Origin of the sequence: Aeromonas sp. R10-1 (assembly GCF_040908465.1) — a bacterium.
GTDB lineage: Bacteria > Pseudomonadota > Gammaproteobacteria > Enterobacterales > Aeromonadaceae > Aeromonas > Aeromonas caviae.
This window is the reverse complement of the sequence record NZ_JBFODT010000005.1, coordinates 225466-246043: the sequence shown is the minus strand read 5'-3', so window position 1 is coordinate 246043 and position 20578 is coordinate 225466. Positions and strand designations below refer to the sequence as shown.

The window sequence follows — 20578 nt, the reverse complement described above, 5'->3', positions numbered from 1 at the left end:
TAACTTATGTTTGGCTTAAAGCTTAAACAACAATATCAGATCTTATCTGACGAAAATCAGATGCTAAAAGAAGAGATAGAGCAGTTACAATCCAGCTATAAGATAGCATGCGAAGAAAGTCAAGAAATTCAGATAAGGCTAAGGAATACACAATCTAGAGAGCGATTTTTCCTTGGAATGTTTACCAATATTGCAAATTTTGGGCAATCACTACATGGGCTCGGTGATTCTTTTTTGGGCCTAGCTGTACAGCTGAATCAACAAAAAATAACTGCTATTTCATCCTCTCGGGAATCAGAAACAAATCGTCTTGCTTTTCAGCAAATGGCTAACAATCTGCACACGATGTTTGAACAAATTACGGCAGCCTCAGAAAATGTGGCCTCGCTACATGAGCGCGCTAGTCAAATCAATGGTATTGTTCAATTAATAAAAGGTATTGCCGATCAAACAAATTTATTAGCGTTAAATGCAGCAATTGAAGCCGCCCGCGCTGGCGAACAAGGGCGCGGATTTGCTGTAGTGGCTGATGAGGTTAGAAGTCTGGCGGAGCGGACCAGCAAAGCGACAACAGAAATTGCTGGGTTGGTGAGCGAAATCCAGTCCGATACCCAACAGGCCAAAAACGTTATGGAACAAGGCGCCATCAATGCTCGTCGTTACAGTGCAGATAGTCTTTCTGCAACTAATGGCATGTCGCAATTAACGGAGCTTTCGCAAAATTTAGAGCAATCAATTACAGGAGCTTCGCTGCTTTCCAATGCGGAATTAGCCAATCTGGAAGAACTCAGTCTTAAATTAGAAGTGTATAAAGTATTAATGGGATTATCCAACCTAACTGCGGAGCAGCTTCCTGATTACACTGAGTGTCGACTCGGCCAGTGGTATTACGCTGGTGAAGGTAAAGCCAGTTTCTCTAAATCATCAGGTTATCGCGAGATGGAAAAACCACATCAAGCTGTACATGACAATGCCAGAAATGCGGTAGCTCGTTTCCATAGTGGCGATTACGATGGGGCACTTTCTGCTTTAGCTGCAATGGAGCAGGCAAATATAACGGTCATGAAGGGTATGAGCCATTTTCTAAAATTATAACTCTAACAACGATTCCTGATTACCCATGATTAGCAGTCACTCCGAACGGCGTTGCTTCCCAAATCAGTCGTAAAAACGTAGCTTCCCCAGCCCCAAGTGACCGTTACACTTGGGCTTTCTGACCGGCAGGCCAAGGTCGTCAGTTTGTTTATCACACTCACATACGCCATCACTTCCCCCACTTGGTCGTTGTAGTTTCGTTGACTGATTCTTCCTACCATCAGCTGTTTGAACCGGGACATCGCCGTCTCTACCAACGAGCGACGGAGATCTCGCCTGGCTGCTCAAGCGCAAGCTGCTGCAAGCGATGAAGGAGTCTGACGACAAGCATCCCATCAGCGGTATCATTCAACTCGATGATGTCTACTGGGGCAGTGAACGCCGTGGTGGCAAGCGGGGTTGTGGTACCGTTTGCAAGACACCTTTGTGGCGGCAGTGTCCCTGAAGAAGGAAAGAAATCCAATCAAAATGTGGATGACGGTGGTTGATGGGTTCAAAACTAAGACCATTGGCAAGTGGGCTAAACGACATCTTGCTAACGGGAGTGCCGTGATATCTGATGAGTTATCCCGTTTCAGGGCAGTCAAGGAAGCCAACTGTGAGTACCTGAGTGTCGTCACTGGAGGCAACCTGGATTTACTGGAGCATCTTGCGTTCAACTGGGTAAGCACGATAATAGGGAATGTGCAGAACTCGCTGCGGAGCAGTTGCCATACGCTTGGAACCAAGCCTCTACCAAATCATCTGACGGAATGATGCTTCCGATTTAAGCATCGTTTTGGCATCAAGAGCATGCTGGTTGAATTGAACCACACGATAGAGGAAATCCATCTGATGCCATATCGGGAAGATCATGGGTAATCGGATAGGTGGTACCCCATATCTATAGCCACGTATGAATAATACATACCGATAAATTTGAGGAGCAACCTCTTATAGAAGAGTTAATAACTGTGCGATTTCAAAAACAAGCCTATCCGCTTCATCAGAATCAAAATCTGTTTTCTGAAGTTTTTTGACTCCATGCTCATTCAATAAGACATGATTTGTAGGAGTGAGATTGTGAATAGCCAAACAACTTTTGACACATTGTAAAGGACATCCATCGATAGCAATGATCGATCTACCAGACTTTGCTATACGGACTAAATGCTTTACGTTTCCACCAACACCTGCAATGCAGGACATTTCTGCATCACCTCGTTTATCTAGCTGAATAGCCATATAGTTTGCCATCTGCGCTGCACTTGAACAACCAGAGCATGAATAAACCAATGGTAAAGAACGTAAACATTCACTCATAAAACATCCTTTAAAAATCATAGTCCCATGAAGATGCCCTTAATAAATAGGGCATCTGCGAAATCAATTATCAAATTTAAAGTTTCTACCAATAGCGCTGGTAATTCCGTGGTAACTCCTGAAATTATAAATCAGAGGGCTCCACAAATCCGCGTCAATAACGTCATCTTTTTTAAGTAAAGATGCATCTGCATGCACATGAGTGGCTCGCAATTCAACGATAGCAAAATTATTGCGCTTTGTTATATGTTCAACTAAACACTCGACCTGAATTAAACATTCTTGGATACGAGATGGTTTAACGGTACAGGACGCCAGCTCTGTAAATCCACCAAGAGCAAATTTATTACCACAATAACTGAAACCTATCTTTTCAGATGGGACAGGATCCTTTCCGGTCAATTTGGCAATAGATTCAATTCTATCCGAAAGGTTGTCTGATGCAACATTCAATACGACTTCTGGACAATTCTCAATGTTTTCGATAGCCTTTGAATTTAGACTGAGGCCGATGACAATATTATTCGAAAGAGACCAACTCGATGATATTGGTGTAATGTTAGTTGTATCAGTATCATCGATGGTACTCAGTAGAATTACGGTGTTTCCCCAATAAAGTGATTTTGGGTGAACTTGCTTATGCATTGCCATCTCCTTTGTAACAGAAACACTACAAATTATATATCACAATGTGATATAATTGAACTTATTGTATTTCACCTAAGAAGTCAACAACCGAGTAAGCTATGCTAACAAAAGTTCAATTTGAGGCACTTTCTGAGTTTCGCTATCAGTTAAAGCGTTTTCTTCACTTTAGTGAAACTGCGGCCAAGGAGCTCGGGCTCACACCATTACAATATTTATCCCTCCTGCACATTCAAGGATACCCAGGGCGCAACTGGGCAAGCGTGGGTGAACTAGCGGAAAGGCTACAAATGAGTCATCATGCTACCGTAGCTTTACTTACGCGATGTGAGGAGTTGGACCTTGTTGAACGGCGGAAAAATGAAAATGACAAGCGCAAAGTAGATGTGTATTTAACAGACAAAGGGAGAGAATATTTACAGCAATTGGCACAGCAGCATAAAACAGAATTACAATCGCTTCAAAATACTTTCCAAGTAGCACGTATTACAGCACTGAATGAAAACTATGATGCTGACCAGTAAAAAACATTATGTACTAAGAGTATGAGCAAGTGAATTGCTCATACTTAATTACCAGAATACTCTAGTCATAATTCACATTGAACTGCTTACAATAAAATATGACTTGTGAATATATTTTTTCGTGGTCTGCGAAAAGGATTAAATCAATACTTTCGTTATCAGGAAGGATGTGTATCACTCTAGAGCCAGGTTTGCTTTCGACCAATTTGATCAAGGATATTCGACGCCATGGGAAAAATAAATGCTTTTTATGACAATGAAATTCAATACCATCAGGGCTTAATTCCAGCTTTACTTTTCTTGCGACATAAATATATCTCATGTTTATAGCCGCCGTGATAATAAAGACTAGAAATGAGAATAAAACAGTATTTCGATATAACTCTTCGGTTATTGATAAACCAGAAACTTCGGATGCCAACAACAGCAGCATCGGCCAGAAAATAGCAACAAAGAAAGGTTCGACTAACTTAGTCACAAACTTTTTATTTGATACATGATATACCATACTACGCCTGATAAATAGTAGTCGCAGTTTACACTGCGACTACTACCCTAATCATGTTACCGACGAGACCTTACGATCTGGATGCGTCTAGTTAAATACTCAAGCGGTACGCTCCAAACGTGTACTAATCGACAGAATGGAAAGACAACAAACAAAGTCATACCTAAAATCATATGAATTTTGTAGATAAAAGATACCCCTTCTAAATTTTTAGAGGCCCCTGTTTGGAACGTCACAACATCTTGCGCCCAACTTACGAGCTTCATCATGACACTGCCGTCAAGATGGAAGGCAGAAAATGGAATTGTCAGAAGACCAAGCGCTGCCTGGGAAACTAATAATACCAAAATCAAAATATCCGCAGTTGATGATGTTGCTCTGACCCTTACGTTTGTCAGACGCCGCTTTAAGAGCAGATATCCACCGTACAACGTCATTGCACCAAAGACACCGCCAGCAAACATTGCTATAAGTTGCTTTGCTTGCAATGATAAGAATGACTCATATATCCAGTGAGGTGTCAATAGACCAAAAAAGTGGCCAAAGATGATACCAAGAATACCAATGTGAAACAGTCCAGATGCCAACCTCATATTCGAGTTATCAAGCAACTGGCTTGATCCTGCTCGCCAAGTGTACTGCCCATAATCGTAACGAACCCAACTACCAAGTAGAAAAATGGTAACTGCAATATATGGGTATATATCAAAGAAGAAGCTATGAATATAGTTCATTTGTTTGCCTCACCAATTTCAAGGTACTGTGGTACGACTGCATTCTTAAATCGGTTACTATGAATTGATTGAATTGAACTAGGGCATGAATCTCCCCCTAGAAACTTCACCTGCTCTTCTTCCCAAACAGAATCTAACGCAGCAGGTGTTGCATCATCAGCCTCTTTCATAACTTGTATGCTTATAAGAGCACTATCGTACTCTGTCATGGATAGCTCAATCAGCACACTAAATAGCACGTGATATTTGCTTTCTCTTTTGAGGAGCCGCTCTTTAAGCAACCCCAAGATCGGAGTGATGAAACATAACCCCTCTATGATCTCAGCGTTATTCCTTGTTGAAAGGTATTCCAAGTAAACAGGAAGAAAGTCCGGTAATTCTCTCTTATTAAGAGAAAATCCAGCATCCTCATATTGCTTAAGCAGGTCTACCATTGCTTGTCCGCGATCACGTGACTCACCATGAACATGCTCAAAAAGAAGCAGAGAGGTGGAACGGCCACGGTCGAAGATATCGCAATATATTTCTTGGAATGAAAGTAGAGAACGATCAAACGCATATGTTACAAAATCATATATTGATGATTTTTGTTCCGATGCCAGTTCATTACATTCAGCTATGGAATCAAAGATTTCATCTTTGTTTTCCCACAGATCAATATCTGGGTAGTCCAAGAGGATTGATATAATCTTTAAGGATTTCATTTTTTATCCTCACTTGGATTTGAAGAGACATTAATAGCGTTAATTCTCTGGCTATTAAACAGGTTATACTTGGTATCGCTACCTTTACAACCATCACCAAAACTAAAGCCACATCCTTTAGCTTCAGGAAATGCTTCTCGTGCTAGCTCGCGATGGCTGGAAGGAACTACAAAGCGGTCTTCATAGTTAGCTATAGCCAAATAACGATACATTTCCTGCGCTTGGTGTTCAGTTAAACCAACCTGCTCTAATGCGCTGATATCCACTTTTTTATCTACAGTTTCAGCTCGCTTATAATGACGCATTGCCAACATCCGATTCAGAGCACTCTTAACTGGTGCTATATCGCCAGCGGTCAACAGATTCGCCAAATACTGTAAAGGAATTCGCAAGCTAGATATATCTGGCAGAACACCATCATCACCTAAATAGCCTGCATCTTTGGCTGATTGGATAGGAGAAAGAGGTGGTACATACCATACCATTGGTAACGTGCGATACTCAGGGTGTAATGGGAGTGCAAGCTTCCATTCCATCGCCATCTTGTACACAGGAGACTTCTGAGCAGCATCGAGAACATTTTGAGTGATGCCTTGCTTTAAAGCTTCTTCAATGATGGCCGGATCATGTGGATTTAAGAAAATCTCCAGTTGCTTGTTGTATAAATCCTTGTCATTCTCAGTTGAGGCTGCTTGCTCAATACGATCTGCATCATAAAGGATTACTCCCAGATATCTAATTCGTCCTACACATGTTTCAGAGCAGACGGTTGGTTGACCAGACTCAATTCTGGGGTAGCAGAAGATACATTTTTCAGATTTACCACTTTTCCAGTTAAAGTAAATCTTCTTGTAGGGGCAACCGGTAAGACACATACGCCAACCACGACATTTGTCTTGGTCAATAAGAACAATGCCATCTTCTTCGCGTTTATATATTGCCCCACTAGGGCAAGTAGCCACACATGCCGGATTCAAGCAATGTTCACAAAGCCGAGGGAGATACATCATGAACGTATTTTCAAACTGTCCATACATCTCCTTTTGGATGTGGTTGAAATTGTAGTCCTGTGAACGCTTAGTGAACTCTCCGCCCAGGATTTCTTCCCAGTTTGGGCCACTGTTGATCTTGTCCATACGTTGACCAGTAATCAGTGAACGTGGACGTGCTATTGGCTGATGCGCACCTTGTTTAGCATTATGTAAATGCTCATAGTCAAAGGTGAAAGGCTCATAATAGTCATCAATAGTCGGCATGTCAGGGTTGTTAAAAATCTTGGCTAAAACGCCAATCCGGCTACCCATTCTTGGAACGATTTTTCCATTGATATTTCGAACCCAGCCACCCTTCCATTTATCCTGGTTTTCCCAATCGTTTGGATAGCCCACACCAGGCTTGCTTTCTACGTTGTTAAACCAGGCGTATTCCATTCCCTCGCGACTTGTCCATACGTTCTTACAAGTAACAGAGCAAGTATGACATCCGATGCATTTATCGAGGTTTAGCACCATTCCAATTTGCGCACGAATTTTCATTTTTACTTCTCCCCTGCCTTGTTACTGTACATATTGTCAGCCTGTGTATAGTCATTATTTTCGTCATCAAGCCATTTAACCTGATTCATGCGGCGGACGACAACAAACTCATCGCGGTTAGAGCCTACGGTGCCATAATAATTAAACCCATAAGCCTGATGTGCATATCCGCCAATCATATGAGTTGGTTTAGGGCAGACACGAGTAACGGAGTTATGAATCCCACCACGTTGCCCTGTTATTTCGGAGCCTGGAATATTCACCAGACGCTCTTGAGCGTGGTACATCATTACCATTCCAGCAGGGACGCGCTGACTCACCACTGCACGTGCAGTTAATGAACCATTGATATTAAATGCCTCGATCCAGTCGTTATCCTCAATTTTTAGATCTTTAGCGTCATCTTCACTTATCCAAACAATTGGCCCACCCCGAGAGAGCGTAAGCATCAACAAGTTTTCGCTGTATGTTGAGTGAATACCCCATTTCTGGTGCGGAGTGATCCAGTTCAGAGCTTTCTCTTTGTTACCGTTACCCTTCTTACCCATAATATTTTTAATAGTCTGGGTATTGATTGGTGGTCGATATGAAATGAGACTTTCGCCAAAATCACGCATCCATTGGTGATCCTGATACAGCTGTTGACGACCAGTAATGGTTCGCCATGGGATTAACTCATGAACGTTTGTATAACCAGCGTTATACGAGACATGCTCGTCTTCCAAACCAGACCATGTTGGACTAGATATGATTTTTCTCGGCTGAGCCTGGATGTCACGGAAACGAATTTTTTCCTCTTCCTTGTTGATAGCAAGATGTGCATGTTCTCGGCCAGTCAGCTTACTTAATGCATTCCAGGCCTTAACTGCCACATGACCATTAGTCTCTGGGGCTAAAGTAAGAATTACTTCAGCCGCATCAATTGCAGTGTCAATCTTTGGCCGCCCAGCATTCGCGCCATCATGGTGTGTGTAGTTAAGCTTTTTAAGGAGGTCTACCTCAGTTTCTGTGTTCCAATTAATGCCCTTGCCACCATTTCCTTGTTTATCAAGGAGTGGGCCTAACGATGTAAATCTTGCGTAGGTGTTAGGATAATCTCGCTCAACGGTCATTATATGTGGTGCAGTTTTTCCTGGAATGAGATCACATTCACCCAATTTCCAGTCTTTTACTTCAAACGCCTGGGCTATTTCTGCTGGAGAGTCATGTTGCATTGGCATTGTAACCACATCGGTTTCAACGCCAAGATGCCCTTTACAGAGCTCAGAGAAAGTCTTTGCAATTGCCTTGTAAATTTCCCAGTCGGATTTTGCTTCCCAGGCTGGATCTACCGCTGCTGACAATGGGTGAATGAATGGATGCATATCCGAGGTATTCATATCATCTTTTTCATACCAGGTTGCAGTAGGCAACACGATGTCTGAAAACAGACAGGTACTCGACATCCGAAAATCCAGAGTCACAACGAGATCAAGCTTGCCTTGGGTTGGAGTGTCTTTCCAATCAACTTCAGACGGCCTGCTATCACTGAATGAGCCAAGATCTTTCCCTTGAATGCCATGCTCTGTGCCCAACAGGTACTTGAGCATGTATTCATGGCCTTTACCTGAAGATCCAAGAAGGTTTGATCTCCAAATAAACATATTGCGTGGATAATGGTCTTCGGGGCATTCAGCAGCAAAGCGAATACTGCCATCCTTCAGCGAGTTAACCGTGAACTCTACAGGGGTTACCCCAAGCGCTTTTGCACGTTCAGCAATATCGAGTGGGTTAGTATTCAGCTGAGGGCTTGAAGGAAGCCAACCAAGCCGCTCTGCCTTCACATTCATGTCAATGAGATGCTTACTATATTTACTGGCATCTGCTAAAGGAGAAAGCAATTCTTGGGCATCTAACTTCTCATATCGCCACTGGCTAGAGTGGTTGTAGAAGAAAGATGTACCATTCATGTGACGTGGAGGCTTCTGCCAATCCAGGCCAAAAGCCAACGGTTGCCAGCCTGTCTGAGGACGAAGTTTCTCTTGCCCTACATAGTGAGCCCACCCGCCACCGCTCTGCCCTACGCAACCACAGAATACCAGCATGTTAATCAAGCCACGGTAATTCATATCCATGTGATACCAGTGGTTCATGCCTGCACCAACGATGATCATTGAACGCCCATGTGTTTTAGCTGCATTATCAGCAAACTCACGAGCGATGCGGATGATCTCATCTTGTGGTACACCCGTTATTTTTTCTGCCCAGGCGGGTGAATATGCCTTCACTTCCTTGTAGGTATGTGCACAGCTAGGGTCATTAAACCCTCTTTCAACACCATAGTTAGCCACGGTGAGATCGTAAACGGTGGTCACAAATTCTTCGCTTCCATCTGCCAACACGATGGATTTAGCCGGAATTTTCCTTCTGATAACTTCTTCTAATTCAACGGGTGTGAAATGCTCACTTTCCAATCCACCAAAATATGGGAAAGCCACCTCAACTAAATGTTGATGTTCCTTTATTCCAACAGACAAGGTGACTGGTGTCTTGGACTGCCCCGCGGTCTCTTCAAGATTCCACTTTCCATCCTCTCCCCATCTATAGCCAATAGAGCCCTGTGGCGCGACCAGATCACCAGAAACCTCATCAATCGCTATGGTCTTCCATTCGGGGTTGTTCTGTTCACCTATGTTATTGACCAAATCTGATGCTCTCAGGAAGCGTCCTGCTTCATAGCTACCGTCTGGTCGTTTGGTCAATCTGACCAACATCGGAAAATCGGTATATTTCCTTGCGTAACTAACAAAATATTCATTTTTATGTTGAACGTGGAACTCGTTCAAGATGACATGGCCCATAGCCAATGCTAACGCACTGTCTGTACCTTGTTTGGGGTTAAGCCAATGATCACAAAGCTTAGCTACTTCAGCATAGTCTGGAGTTATGGCGACAGTTTTGGTGCCTTTGTATCTAACTTCAGTAAAGAAATGAGCATCAGGAGTACGAGTCTGAGGAATATTTGAGCCCCAGGCTATGATGTATGAGGAGTTGTACCAATCTGCTGACTCTGGTACGTCTGTTTGCTCTCCCCAAGTCATCGGTGATGCGGGAGGAAGATCGCAATACCAGTCATAGAAGCTAAGGCAAGAGCCACCTATGAGCGATAAATATCTTGCACCTGCGGCATAAGACACCATGGACATCGCTGGGATTGGTGAGAAGCCAACAACGCGATCTGGGCCATGCTCTTTTACGGTGTAAATGTTTGCTGCTGCAATGATCTCATTAACTTCATTCCAAGTGCTACGAACAAAACCACCTCTTCCTCGGGCAGCCTTATACTTTTTGGATACATTATTATCGGAAGCAATAGCACCCCATGCTAAAACAGGGTCTTTGTGCTTACTTTTTGATTCTCGCCAAAGTTCAACCAGTGCCTTCCTGACCATCGGATACTTCAGTCGATTTGCACTGTACAGATACCATGAGTAGCTTGCACCTCTCGGGCAACCACGCGGTTCATGGTTTGGAAGATCTGGTCTTGTCCTTGGGTAATCAGTTTGCTGAGTTTCCCATGTAACCAAGCCATTTTTTACATAGATTTTCCAGCTGCATGAGCCTGTACAGTTGACGCCATGTGTTGAACGTACAATTTTGTCATGTTGCCAGCGATCTCTATAACCATCTTCCCAATCTCTGTTCGTATTGTATGTTTGGCCATGTTCACCAGAAAATTTTTCGCCTAATGTCTTTAAATAATTAAACCTGTCAAGAAACTTGCTCATTTTACTGCTCCATATACGCATGCATTAATAGTAATGTTCTATTTATTGAGTTCTTTTCCATATACAAACCATGTTATTAGCCCACAAATAACATAGAAGAGTAAAAAAGCTTTCATCGCATTCATCGGCGTTCCACTGAGAGCTATTGATAAGCCGAATGCATTTGGAATAAAGAAACCACCAATCGCACCTATGGCTGAGATAAATCCCAACGCTGTGGCCGTATCATTTGCTGATTTCTTTATAGCTTGAACTTCTGAATCATACCGTTTGATATTTCTTTTTATCATCATCCCTCTAAACAGAACGGCGATCATTTGAAATGTAGAACCACTCCCAATCCCTGCGCATGAGAAGAGGGCCATAAAAACAACTAAAAAATAGATGAAGCTGCCCTGGCTTGTCTCTGATGGGAGAGTTGAAAACAAAGCTGAAACTAACGTAGCCATTAAGCAAAAACTAACAAAGGTAACTTTTACACCTCCCAGCCTATCCGATAAAATGCCACCAACTGGTCTCATCAATGCACCGAACAATGGCCCTATGAATGCGTATTTCATGATTTCTACATCAGGAAATTGAGTTTTAGCAAGCATTGCAAACCCAGCAGAGAATCCAATGAATGATCCAAAGGCGGCTAAATACAAAATACTCATAATCCAAAGATGCTTTTGTTTTAATATTGCCCATTGTTCTTTAAATGAGGCTTTTGGTGCTGTAATATCATTCATAAAATGCCATGCTGTGATGCTCAATATCAATATTATTGGTATCCATACTAAGGCCGCATTACTAAGCCATATTGATGCGTCGGGGTTTCCCTGACCTAAACCGAAAGGGCCAAAGATATTTATAGAAATGACAATAGGGACAAGTATCTGCATGACACTGACGCCTAAGTTGCCCAACCCTCCATTTAAACCAAGAGCCTTTCCTTGTTGAGTTTTGGGATAAAACAAGCTGATGTTAGCCATACTGGATGCAAAGTTGGCACCACCAAATCCACATAATAGAGAGATTATCAGAAACGTTGAATACTGTGTGGAGGTATCTTGAACTGCAATAGCTAACCATGACATAGGAATCATAAGTAATAAGGTGCTAAATGCAGTCCATCTCCGGCCACCAAATACCGGTATCACAAATGAATACGGAATCCGTCCTAATGCACCTGAAAGAGATGGGAGTGCTGTCAGCAGAAACAACTGATCTGTTGTAAAGTTGAAGCCAGCTAAAGGCAAGTTCATTGCTACTACACTGAATATCATCCAAACAGAGAATGAGATTAGCAGGCAAGGAATGGAGACTAGTAAGTTTCTCCTTGCGATATGAGAACCATTCTCAACCCAAAAGCATTTGTCATCAGGGTTCCAATCAACGAGCGTCTTGTTTTTTCTTTTATTTATGTGACTATATTCACATCCATCTTTGTATTTTTGATATATGGACATTTTGCTCACCGGTTAGTGTGGGGGTACACAATTCCCAATAGACAATTTAAATGGATACTTTTTATTGATTTAGATCAACTGAACATATGTATTACATAGTATGAATATTTCATTAACTACCTACTTCAGGGAGGTAGTAAAAACAAAAAACACTTAAATATCATATGGTTAATCTGTGTCGGTGCTTGTTTAGCACGAACGTAATATTGTTTGGAATATTGTGGGTATTTATTTGGAGGTATTTTTATTGGGGTACCCAAAAGGTATAAATATCTACTAATGACAATCTTAGGAAGTGTCAACATCGTGAACATACTATTGAAGCACTGGAAGAGGCTGTCCATTACAATTTCTATAACATCAATTATATGTACACTGTGCTTCATATCCATATTTAATATGAGTGCATCAATTTATTTGTCATCAAGCATCCAGGGTAATGCATATGTGATAAATAGCATTGGTTCAATTAGAATGAAAGTATATTCACTCCTCTCAGGAACACTGTCTATAGATGAGAAAGCACAAGCTGTTAATAGTGTTGAATCAATTATTAATGATGCCTCATTCATCAAGGCTGCTGAAAAGCATAACCTTAATCAAGAATACATAAAATTAAAAGTCTTGTGGGGTTCAAAATTAAAAGGCATTCTTTCCAACTTAAAATCTGGTGATGTAGCAACGCTATTAAGCATTAATAGCTCTAAAGAATTCATTAGTTTACTACAGAAGATAATCAAAAACATTGAGAACAAAACTGAGTCTAAGATTGTAGTGATTAATGGTCTTCAAAAAGCATCCTCTTTCATTGTTATATTATTTTCTTTCATCGCCATTTATAGTTTGAATAAACGTTTTTTTAGGCCTTGGTCTAAATTGTTGACAATGGCTAAAAATATTCAGCATGGTGACTTTAGTTCCAAATTTGATTCAGTATCACACGACTACCGCGATGAGATGTGGCAACTTGGCAATGCTTTAAATAATATGTCAGAGGTTGTTAAGCATACCTACAACGATCTGGAACAGATGGTAGCCGACAAAACGCATAAGCTGAATTTACAGAATTTACATTTGGAATTTCTTTATCGAAGCTGTAAATTATTTCAAAATCAAGAACTTAGCTGCAAAGTCGTTGCTCCCTTTATGAGAGAGCTCATTGGATATACAGGCGCTGGTAAGATAAAAATATATATTTATGACCCACATAAAAATGAAGTAAAGCATTTATTTACTTTTGGTGAAAACGTGAGACCACCACATTGTAGCTCTTTACGTTGCTCATTATGTATTAATAACGTTGATACCAATACATTCACTGACAATAAATATAAGAGCAGGCGCTGGAATATCGGTGATGCGCATAATGACTATGGTTACATAGAGTTTTTCTTTTCAAATGAAGTCACTATATTAAATGATACAGAACAACTTATATTTGCATTTTGCAATTTATTGTCGCAAACCTTATCTCTCCACTACAAGGAGCAGCAGCAGCAGCAACTAATTTTATTTAAAGAAAGAAACACAATTGCTCAAACACTTCATGATTCAATAGCACAATCCTTATCATATTTAAAGATTAAGATTAGTCTCCTACAAAGAGACACGACAATCATCAATTCTTCTCAGGTTGAGAATATTGCTGAGATGAGATCTGAGCTGAATGAAGCATACTCAAATATCAGGAAATTGATTTCAACATTCAGAACGCCATATAAAAAGGTAGAAACATTAATCTTATTAAGAGATGCAATAGTATTATTTAATGACACATATGGCTTTAATATTAGGTTGGATTATAAAGATTTTTATGAAGACTATTCATATGAACAGGAAGTATACATACTGGACTTCTTCAATAAATTGTTTGAATGCCTGAGGATGGACATGTCTCCATCACGAATTGAGCTACATATAAGAGCCTTAGCGGAACATGTCATTGTTATTCTGAAAGGTGAAGTTGAATTTGAGGACGCTATAGCAGGTTTGGTGGTTTTTCTAAAAGAAAAAAATATTTTATTTATTAATGAGCGGACGCAAGTGAAAATTGACCTTCACGTTGTTTGAGGAACACACATGGAAAAATCTTTAGCAACCAATGCGGATGTCTTTTCAATTTTACTAATTGATGATCATCCTGTCCTACGTAACGGAATTAAGCAACTTTTACGTACCAACCCCTTTTTAACCGTTATAGCAGAGGCTAGCACAGGACAAGATGGTGTTCAGTTAGCATTAGAGTACGAACCTGACTTAATATTGTTAGATCTAAACATGCCTGAATTTAGTGGTATAGATACATTAAAGTCATTACGAGCACACAACGTATCTAGTCGCATCGTAATCTTCACTGTGTCAGATTACGAAGATGATGTTTCTGATGCTATTATTGCTGGCGCGGATGGTTATTTGTTAAAAGACATGGAGCCTGAGGAGTTGATTAGCTCGATTGAACAGGCATGTATGGGAAAACTGGTTGTAAGCCCTAAACTTACCGCAATCCTGATTGAAAGCATGCAGTCCAGAAAAAAGGATAGACTTAAAGATAAGAACCTCCAGATTTTAAGTCATCGTGAAATAGATGTTTTGAAGTTAATTGCACAAGGCTTACCAAATAAACTTATATCAAGGCGTTTATTTATTTCTGAAGGAACAGTTAAAGTCCATGTGAAAAACATTCTAAAAAAATTGAACCTACATTCAAGAATTGAAGTTGCAGTGTGGGTTCACAATGAGAAAATTACCTTTAATTAAGGCGCTGTTCCAATTATGTGTTGAAAGGCTAATCTTGAAGTAGGTCATCACCTTGAGAGCCTCTATCATTGATACCCAAGCCTTTCAACACCTACTGTCTCTCTTCCCACAACTCACCTTGCGCTAGCGTCGCCCCGCACCCCATCACCTCGTTGGCCACTCAACTTCCCCTTTGCCAATGTTGCCCTCACTGCCAGGCTGAGGCCGCGCAATTGGCTACCTGGGGCTGGAGTCGAGGGTTACGTCGCTATCGCTGCAAGCAGTGTCTACGCACCAGTTCCGTTCTCACCAAGACGCCGCTGGCACGACTTCGCAAGGCACAATGCTGGGAAGACTACGCCCAGGCCCTCATCGACGGGCTGACCGTCCGACAGGCTGCCGCCCTCTGTGGGGTATGCAATAACACTGCTTTCTTGTGGCGTCACCGCTTCCTGAAAGCCATGGCGAGCCACCAGGCGGCACGGGATTCTTCCTGGAGTCATTCAAAGGACAGTGCAGATTACCCGTCATCGTGGCGGCAAAGGCCGTATCCGAGGCACAGGGCCGGATTACATCCTGGTGATGGTGGTGCAAGACAGAGCAGGCCACCTGGCCGAATCCATCTGGAGCGACTCAATGCCAAGACCGTCACGGCGGTGCAACCGCTTATTGCCCCAGATGCACTACTGTGCAGTGATGGCGTCGAGGTGTATGCCAGTTTCAGCGAGGGACAAGGGATAACGCATCAGGTGGTGCGCAACCGTGCGGGAGAACGGGTGGTGGGGGCATATCACATCCAGCATGTGAACGGGTACCACAGGCAGTTGAAGTAGTGGATGGAGCGGTTCCATAGGGTAGCGATCCATTATCTGAGGAATCATCTGGGTTGGCGAAGGATGTTGGAGCGCTATGGACGGAACGTGACTGTCTCACGTTGCTTGCATGAGGTGCTGGAGCGCCTCATGCAACACGTAATTGGGACATAGCCTAATTAAAGGCTAATTATTTTTTGCATACCTCATTTTTTACAAAATACCGATTTTGGTTTTAAGTCTGTGTTTATACATTCACAGAGCAGCAATGTGGTTTAACTAATACTAGCTTTCTAGTATAACCAGCCGGTCCTAAACGAAACGCCTACAAAAACAAATAGAATGGATATGATGGTCACAGCTCGTATATGCCATCCCATTAAAGCTAAATTTGATTTGCTTAAATTAGGAATTACACGAAACCTTGCATTTATCGCAAGACAGGCCGTCATAGTCAGTAATGTCAATTTTATGAGAATGACATTTGTCACTTTGTTATCAAAATCAAACCAAGTCAACACATTACTCTCAATGTTCAATGCTAGATAGAAACCTGTAATTATCTGCATTATTAAAGCCGGCATTCCAATTCTTTCGTACACGGACTCAAAATCTAATAATATTTTAGTTGACGATTCTGTTAGTGCTTTAGGAAGAATGATAAGAGCTAGTACAATGTGTCCCCCCGTCCAGATTGTTGCACCTAATATATGGAAAAATAACATCACGCCATGCATTATATACATCCCAACCAAATTAGCATTTTAAATGCCAAATATAACTCAGTAATTTTGTTTTTCCTAGCATAAAACTATGAAGAAAAATCCCCCTCGTTTAGATGTGGGTAATGAGAAAGAAGGCGTAATCGATGGTTTTTACCTGAGTAGGTAGAGTGAAGCCGCAGTCTACTTCACCAATTCTGGTGTCGTACTACCCACGATAAAGTGATCCGTGAGTGACCCTAGGTCCCCATCACGATGAAGTCGTAGCCCAGGCAAATCACTGACACGACATCCCCTTGCAGCAGCATTGCTTCAACCCTGATGCCCGAACTCTTCAACACCTGCTTGGCAATCGGACTGGCGTCATAGGTAAACGGAAAGTGGCTCGATGTCTGAAAGCTTGGTTGCACCACCATGATGAGATTCGCCAAGGAATGGATGACGACGTTCTCGATATTACTGCCAATCAGATCGTGGGCATGGGTCGTGCCCTGTTTGCCCATGATCAACATCCGCATGTAGGATGAGAGTTCATGGATTGTCTCTACCAACTGGCCTTGGTGTTGCAGGGTCTCGCCCCCCGTCATACCCAAGCCAGCAAGATATTCCTTGCCGCTGTCCAGCAGGATGCCCCCCTACTCATGGGCGAGACGGCTGCGTTGGTGATCCAGCTCGGCGAGCTCCTGGAGCAGAAGCTCGCGACTGCCAAGACCAATGTTGCCGGAGAGATAGCTATGTCCTTCAAACTCGTTTTTTCCAAAACGTGCAGTAAGGTGACGGATCACCACCTTTTCTACCACCTCCTTGAAGTCTAATTCGGCAAAGAACTGTTCAGCACTCGCGAAGAATACCTGGCCCCGTACCAGATAGGTGCGTACCTCACCTTTTCCGCTCGCTGTCGCTTTTAACCAGCATGAAGCTGGCAACCTTGTTGGCAAAGAACAGGGAAGGAGCAGTACCCCGACAAGTACCCCGAGCGCCAGGTTATGGGTAGCAACAACCACTGTTGCCACCATCACGATATTGGTTGAGGGCGGGTGCTTTTTGAGATTGTGCAGTGAATCCCAGGAGAACGTCCCGATAGAGACCATGATCATCACGGCTACCAGGGCTGCCATGGGGATTTGGCGGATCCACTCATCCATGAATACAACCATCAGAATGAGTAATGTGCCTGCGACAAAGGTAGAGAGGCGGCCACGACCACCGGATTTGATATTGATGATGGACTGACCAATCATGGCGCAGCCCGCCATGCCACCCATCAGGCCCGCGCCGATATTCGCGATCCCCTGGCCCTTGCACTCGCGATTGCGGTCGCTGCTGGTATCCGTCAGGTCATCGACAATGGCTGCCGTCATCATGGATTCGAGCAGACCGACCACGGCCAGACCTGCGGAATATGGGAAGATGATCGCCAGCGTCTCCAGATTGAGCGGCACTTCGGGCCACAGGAAGATGGGCAGAGTATCGGGCAGCTCGCCCATATCGCCTACAGTACGGATATCGATGCCCATGGTTATGGCGACTGCCGTCAGGATGACGATGCAGAGCAGCGGAGAAGGCACTAGCTTGCCAACCACCGGAATAAGCGGGAACAGATAGATGATGCCAAGGCCAGCTGCTGTCATGGCATAGACCTGCCAGGTGACGTTGGTGAGCTCAGGCAACTGGGCCATAAAGATGAGGATCGCCAGCGCATTGACGAAGCCGGTGACCACGGAACGGGAGACAAACCGCATCAGGCTGCCGAGCTTCAAGTAACCAGCCGCGATCTGGAGTACCCCAGTGAGCAGAGTTGCTGCCAGCAGATATTGCAGGCCATGCTCTTTGACCAGGGTCACCATCAGGAGTGCCATTGCGCCTGTGGCTGCCGAGATCATGCCTGGACGACCGCCAACAAAGGCTATGACCACGGCGATACAGAAGGAGGCATAGAGGCCGACTTTGGGGTCTACTCCAGCAATAATGGAGAAGGCGATGGCTTCTGGGATCAGCGCCAGGGCGACCACGATTCCGGCTAACAGGTCACCACGGATGTTGGAGAACCATTCTTGTCTTGCACGTTCTAGCATGGGGAGATTTTCTCGCTTGTTTAGGATCCATAGCACAACGCCCCCATCGGCTTGGGGGTCAGATGGAGTTCGGGCAGGATCAGATTGTTGTATTGGGATCTAATGGGTGTAAGAAAGCGCTCCGGTTGTGACAACCAGAGTCAGGCGGCAGGAGCCGCAGAGGGAGGGGTTAGGGCGGCGTTACAGTCACGCCAGTATGCGATTTGTTCATGGGTTGAGGATGATAGAGCTTGTCTAGATAGAGCTCTCATTTTTGAAAAAACACTTTTTTAACTTTCCGCCCTACAGGGCGAACATAACCATTCTTTTACTAAGGTTAATTTTCTATTTTCTATACGTTTATAGATTTTCAATTCATTACTAAGTGATAGAGCATTAATTTATTAAATCAACTTAATTAATCTTAATTTATAAAAGCGACTTTCTTTTGCTCTCTTCAATAAGATCGTGTGAGGGGTTGTAAAACTGGGCTCTCTTCGCTGCGTAGCAGCGGAATGTTGAAACGCTGAAATTTAATTCAAGCTCTCATAATTAGTAAATGGACAGTTTTTCGATTTTTTCAAGTGGGGGGATGTGAAAAAATTTCCAAAATCAATTTGATTGATTAAAATTTAACCTATTGTGCTGATTTTATGCTATTAGTCCCCCGACTTATTGGCAAACCCCATGTTCAATCCGTCCCACCTGATCGACAACAGCCTGAACCCCCATCGGTGTAGTCAACAACTTAGCTGGGTCAACGCCACCAAGGCCCCAGGCTGGACGCTCTAACCATGATAATGCCTTGGTGGTGTCGTACTTGTTGAGGGAGAGCACCGCATCGAGGGCCTGTACAACGCCGTATACCCTGGCACCCTGCGATGTTGACAGGGGAGTCTCTGTCTTGAACTTGCGGGCAATTGTGCTTCGGCTAATGCCTGCTAAGCGGCATATCAAACCAGCGTCTGTACTCATCAATTCAGCCAGTCGATGAATGATGCCAGGAGCTACGCCAGCAACAATCCATAGATGTGCCCCCAACGGGTCACTCGGTATGCCAAGAGAGTCAAATATTGTCTTAGTAGAGGCCGTAGCCTTACCTGGATGATAACTGGCATAGGACATAGTCTCTCCCCTGAATTTGCAATGCGTGATTACCGCATCCTATCTGTTCCCTGTGGCGGTGGCGAGGGGGATGAGGACTGTGTTGGATGAGGCACTGGATGCAGAGGTTGAAGAGCCCCATTCGGACAATACCAACTTTTTCGTGAATCTCTGGGCATAATTCTATCTGAGGTCTTTATGAGGCCCTTTTTATGATGTATTGACTATGTTCTAACCATCATACTAGCTAGCGCCGTATACAGAGGATGACGTCATGAGTAAAGAACCGTCCGCACATGAACTAAAACAGACGTGGGGACTACCTGCTCACGCAAAAATGCTGGGGTGGCTACTGCATGACCCCTACAAGGACGAGTTTCTGGTTAAGTACACATCAAACTCTGATATGACGGGTATGTGGTGGGGGTTGAGCCCTGAAACAGCAAAAGCCTTCAAAACGCTAAAGAAGGCAACTGCCGTCCTCGAATCATTGGATCTTGCAGGGCGAGCTGTTGCTGCCCCAGCTTTTGATATTGGAAAGCAGATCATCGTTCTGACGGATGATATTGGTGTTGAAAATCCGCTGAGAAACTGACTCGTTTAATGCAAGAAGCTGAGCGTGATGATGCTAATAACTAAACATCCGGTCGAGAGAAACATCGATGGCTATCAATTTTGATTATCGTTGTGGAATCTTAGAGGCAGCCGACACAAAAACTGGCCGAGAATGGTGTTGGTACAAAGGCGACCCCGAGGTTACCAGAACTGAAAACGGCGAGTTATTGAGTTCGATAGGTGTTCCTATCGGAGCCACTGTTGTCGAGGTGAAAGCTCTCATTCGCATGGATACCAGAAAATAACCAAAACAAGTTGCAATATATATAG

16 protein-coding genes and 4 pseudogenes are annotated in these 20578 nt (G+C 43.3%); 8 read left to right on the top strand and 12 right to left on the bottom strand.

Annotated elements, in window-relative coordinates; translation table 11 throughout:
- Positions 1-6 precede the first annotated feature (6 nt).
- Positions 7-741: pseudogene (locus AB5Y93_RS02380) on the top strand (methyl-accepting chemotaxis protein); the annotation flags it as partial.
- Between the two features lie 63 nt (positions 742-804).
- Entirely contained in the window at positions 805-1095 is a 291-nt protein-coding gene (locus AB5Y93_RS02375; RefSeq protein WP_227656876.1) for a CZB domain-containing protein, read from the top strand.
- 131 nt (positions 1096-1226) lie between these two features.
- On the opposite strand, the pseudogene AB5Y93_RS02370 reads toward AB5Y93_RS02375, so the two are convergent.
- Positions 1227-1361: pseudogene (locus AB5Y93_RS02370) on the bottom strand (IS5/IS1182 family transposase); the annotation flags it as partial.
- Between the two features lie 2 nt (positions 1362-1363).
- Here AB5Y93_RS02370 and AB5Y93_RS02365 point away from each other — a divergent pair.
- Positions 1364-1956: pseudogene (locus tag AB5Y93_RS02365) on the top strand (IS1595 family transposase); the annotation flags it as partial.
- 72 nt (positions 1957-2028) lie between these two features.
- Here AB5Y93_RS02365 and AB5Y93_RS02360 read toward each other — a convergent pair.
- Positions 2029-2397, bottom strand: coding sequence for a putative zinc-binding protein (locus AB5Y93_RS02360; RefSeq protein WP_050555278.1), 369 nt, complete (start codon positions 2395-2397; stop codon positions 2029-2031).
- Positions 2398-2460: 63 nt separating this feature from the next.
- Positions 2461-3042: a flavin reductase family protein gene (locus tag AB5Y93_RS02355; RefSeq protein WP_162516531.1), complete on the bottom strand. Its 582-nt coding sequence runs from the start codon at positions 3040-3042 to the stop codon at positions 2461-2463.
- Positions 3043-3143: 101 nt separating this feature from the next.
- On the opposite strand from AB5Y93_RS02355, the gene AB5Y93_RS02350 reads away from it, so the two are divergent.
- Entirely contained in the window at positions 3144-3566 is a 423-nt protein-coding gene (locus tag AB5Y93_RS02350) for a MarR family winged helix-turn-helix transcriptional regulator (protein ID WP_202015482.1), read from the top strand.
- A gap of 564 nt (positions 3567-4130) precedes the next feature.
- Here the strand turns inward: AB5Y93_RS02350 and narI are convergent.
- The 5 genes from narI to AB5Y93_RS02325 are packed head-to-tail and all read right to left on the bottom strand — an operon-like array spanning position 4131 to position 12265.
- The gene (gene narI, locus AB5Y93_RS02345) at positions 4131-4808 is read right to left on the bottom strand and encodes a respiratory nitrate reductase subunit gamma (RefSeq protein ID WP_081999321.1); all 678 of its coding nucleotides are present in this window, start codon (positions 4806-4808) and stop codon (positions 4131-4133) included.
- Positions 4805-5512 (bottom strand): nitrate reductase molybdenum cofactor assembly chaperone, encoded by a 708-nt coding sequence (narJ, locus tag AB5Y93_RS02340; RefSeq protein WP_042878715.1) that lies wholly within the window; start codon positions 5510-5512, stop codon positions 4805-4807. The genes narI and narJ overlap by 4 nt, the downstream gene beginning before the upstream one ends.
- On the bottom strand, positions 5509-7047 hold the full coding sequence (gene narH / locus AB5Y93_RS02335; protein ID WP_081999322.1) for a nitrate reductase subunit beta: 1539 nt from the start codon (positions 7045-7047) through the stop codon (positions 5509-5511). The genes narJ and narH overlap by 4 nt, the downstream gene beginning before the upstream one ends.
- A 2-nt stretch (positions 7048-7049) precedes the next feature.
- The gene (locus tag AB5Y93_RS02330; RefSeq protein ID WP_042878717.1) at positions 7050-10814 is read right to left on the bottom strand and encodes a nitrate reductase subunit alpha; all 3765 of its coding nucleotides are present in this window, start codon (positions 10812-10814) and stop codon (positions 7050-7052) included.
- 38 nt (positions 10815-10852) lie between these two features.
- Entirely contained in the window at positions 10853-12265 is a 1413-nt protein-coding gene (locus AB5Y93_RS02325; protein ID WP_139388400.1) for a NarK family nitrate/nitrite MFS transporter, read from the bottom strand.
- Between the two features lie 474 nt (positions 12266-12739).
- Between AB5Y93_RS02325 and AB5Y93_RS02320 the strand changes: the two genes are divergently transcribed.
- From AB5Y93_RS02320 to AB5Y93_RS02310, 3 genes and pseudogenes are all read left to right on the top strand, one after another.
- Positions 12740-14335, top strand: a complete 1596-nt coding sequence (locus tag AB5Y93_RS02320) for a histidine kinase (RefSeq protein WP_162516530.1) — start codon at positions 12740-12742, stop codon at positions 14333-14335.
- A gap of 9 nt (positions 14336-14344) precedes the next feature.
- Positions 14345-15022 carry a two-component system response regulator NarL gene (narL, locus tag AB5Y93_RS02315; RefSeq protein WP_139388398.1) on the top strand — a complete coding sequence of 226 codons (678 nt, stop codon included), beginning with the start codon at positions 14345-14347 and terminating at the stop codon, positions 15020-15022.
- Between the two features lie 67 nt (positions 15023-15089).
- Positions 15090-15987: pseudogene (locus tag AB5Y93_RS02310) on the top strand (IS1595 family transposase).
- 119 nt (positions 15988-16106) lie between these two features.
- Here AB5Y93_RS02310 and AB5Y93_RS02305 read toward each other — a convergent pair.
- The 4 genes from AB5Y93_RS02305 to AB5Y93_RS02290 all read right to left on the bottom strand — a co-directional run bounded on the left by AB5Y93_RS02305 (position 16107) and on the right by AB5Y93_RS02290 (position 19714).
- Complete coding sequence (locus AB5Y93_RS02305; RefSeq protein ID WP_197055494.1) at positions 16107-16538, bottom strand: CopD family protein; 432 nt, start codon at positions 16536-16538, stop codon at positions 16107-16109.
- A gap of 236 nt (positions 16539-16774) precedes the next feature.
- Positions 16775-17038 carry a hypothetical protein gene (locus AB5Y93_RS02300; protein WP_231563164.1) on the bottom strand — a complete coding sequence of 88 codons (264 nt, stop codon included), beginning with the start codon at positions 17036-17038 and terminating at the stop codon, positions 16775-16777.
- 132 nt (positions 17039-17170) lie between these two features.
- A complete protein-coding gene (locus tag AB5Y93_RS02295) occupies positions 17171-18610 on the bottom strand; it encodes a SulP family inorganic anion transporter (protein ID WP_327790219.1) in 1440 nt (479 codons plus the stop codon).
- A 651-nt stretch (positions 18611-19261) separates the two neighbouring features.
- Entirely contained in the window at positions 19262-19714 is a 453-nt protein-coding gene (locus tag AB5Y93_RS02290) for an antitoxin Xre/MbcA/ParS toxin-binding domain-containing protein (protein ID WP_202015475.1), read from the bottom strand.
- Positions 19715-19967: 253 nt separating this feature from the next.
- On the opposite strand from AB5Y93_RS02290, the gene AB5Y93_RS02285 reads away from it, so the two are divergent.
- A complete protein-coding gene (locus tag AB5Y93_RS02285; protein WP_202015473.1) occupies positions 19968-20288 on the top strand; it encodes a hypothetical protein in 321 nt (106 codons plus the stop codon).
- Positions 20289-20578: the final 290 nt, after the last annotated feature.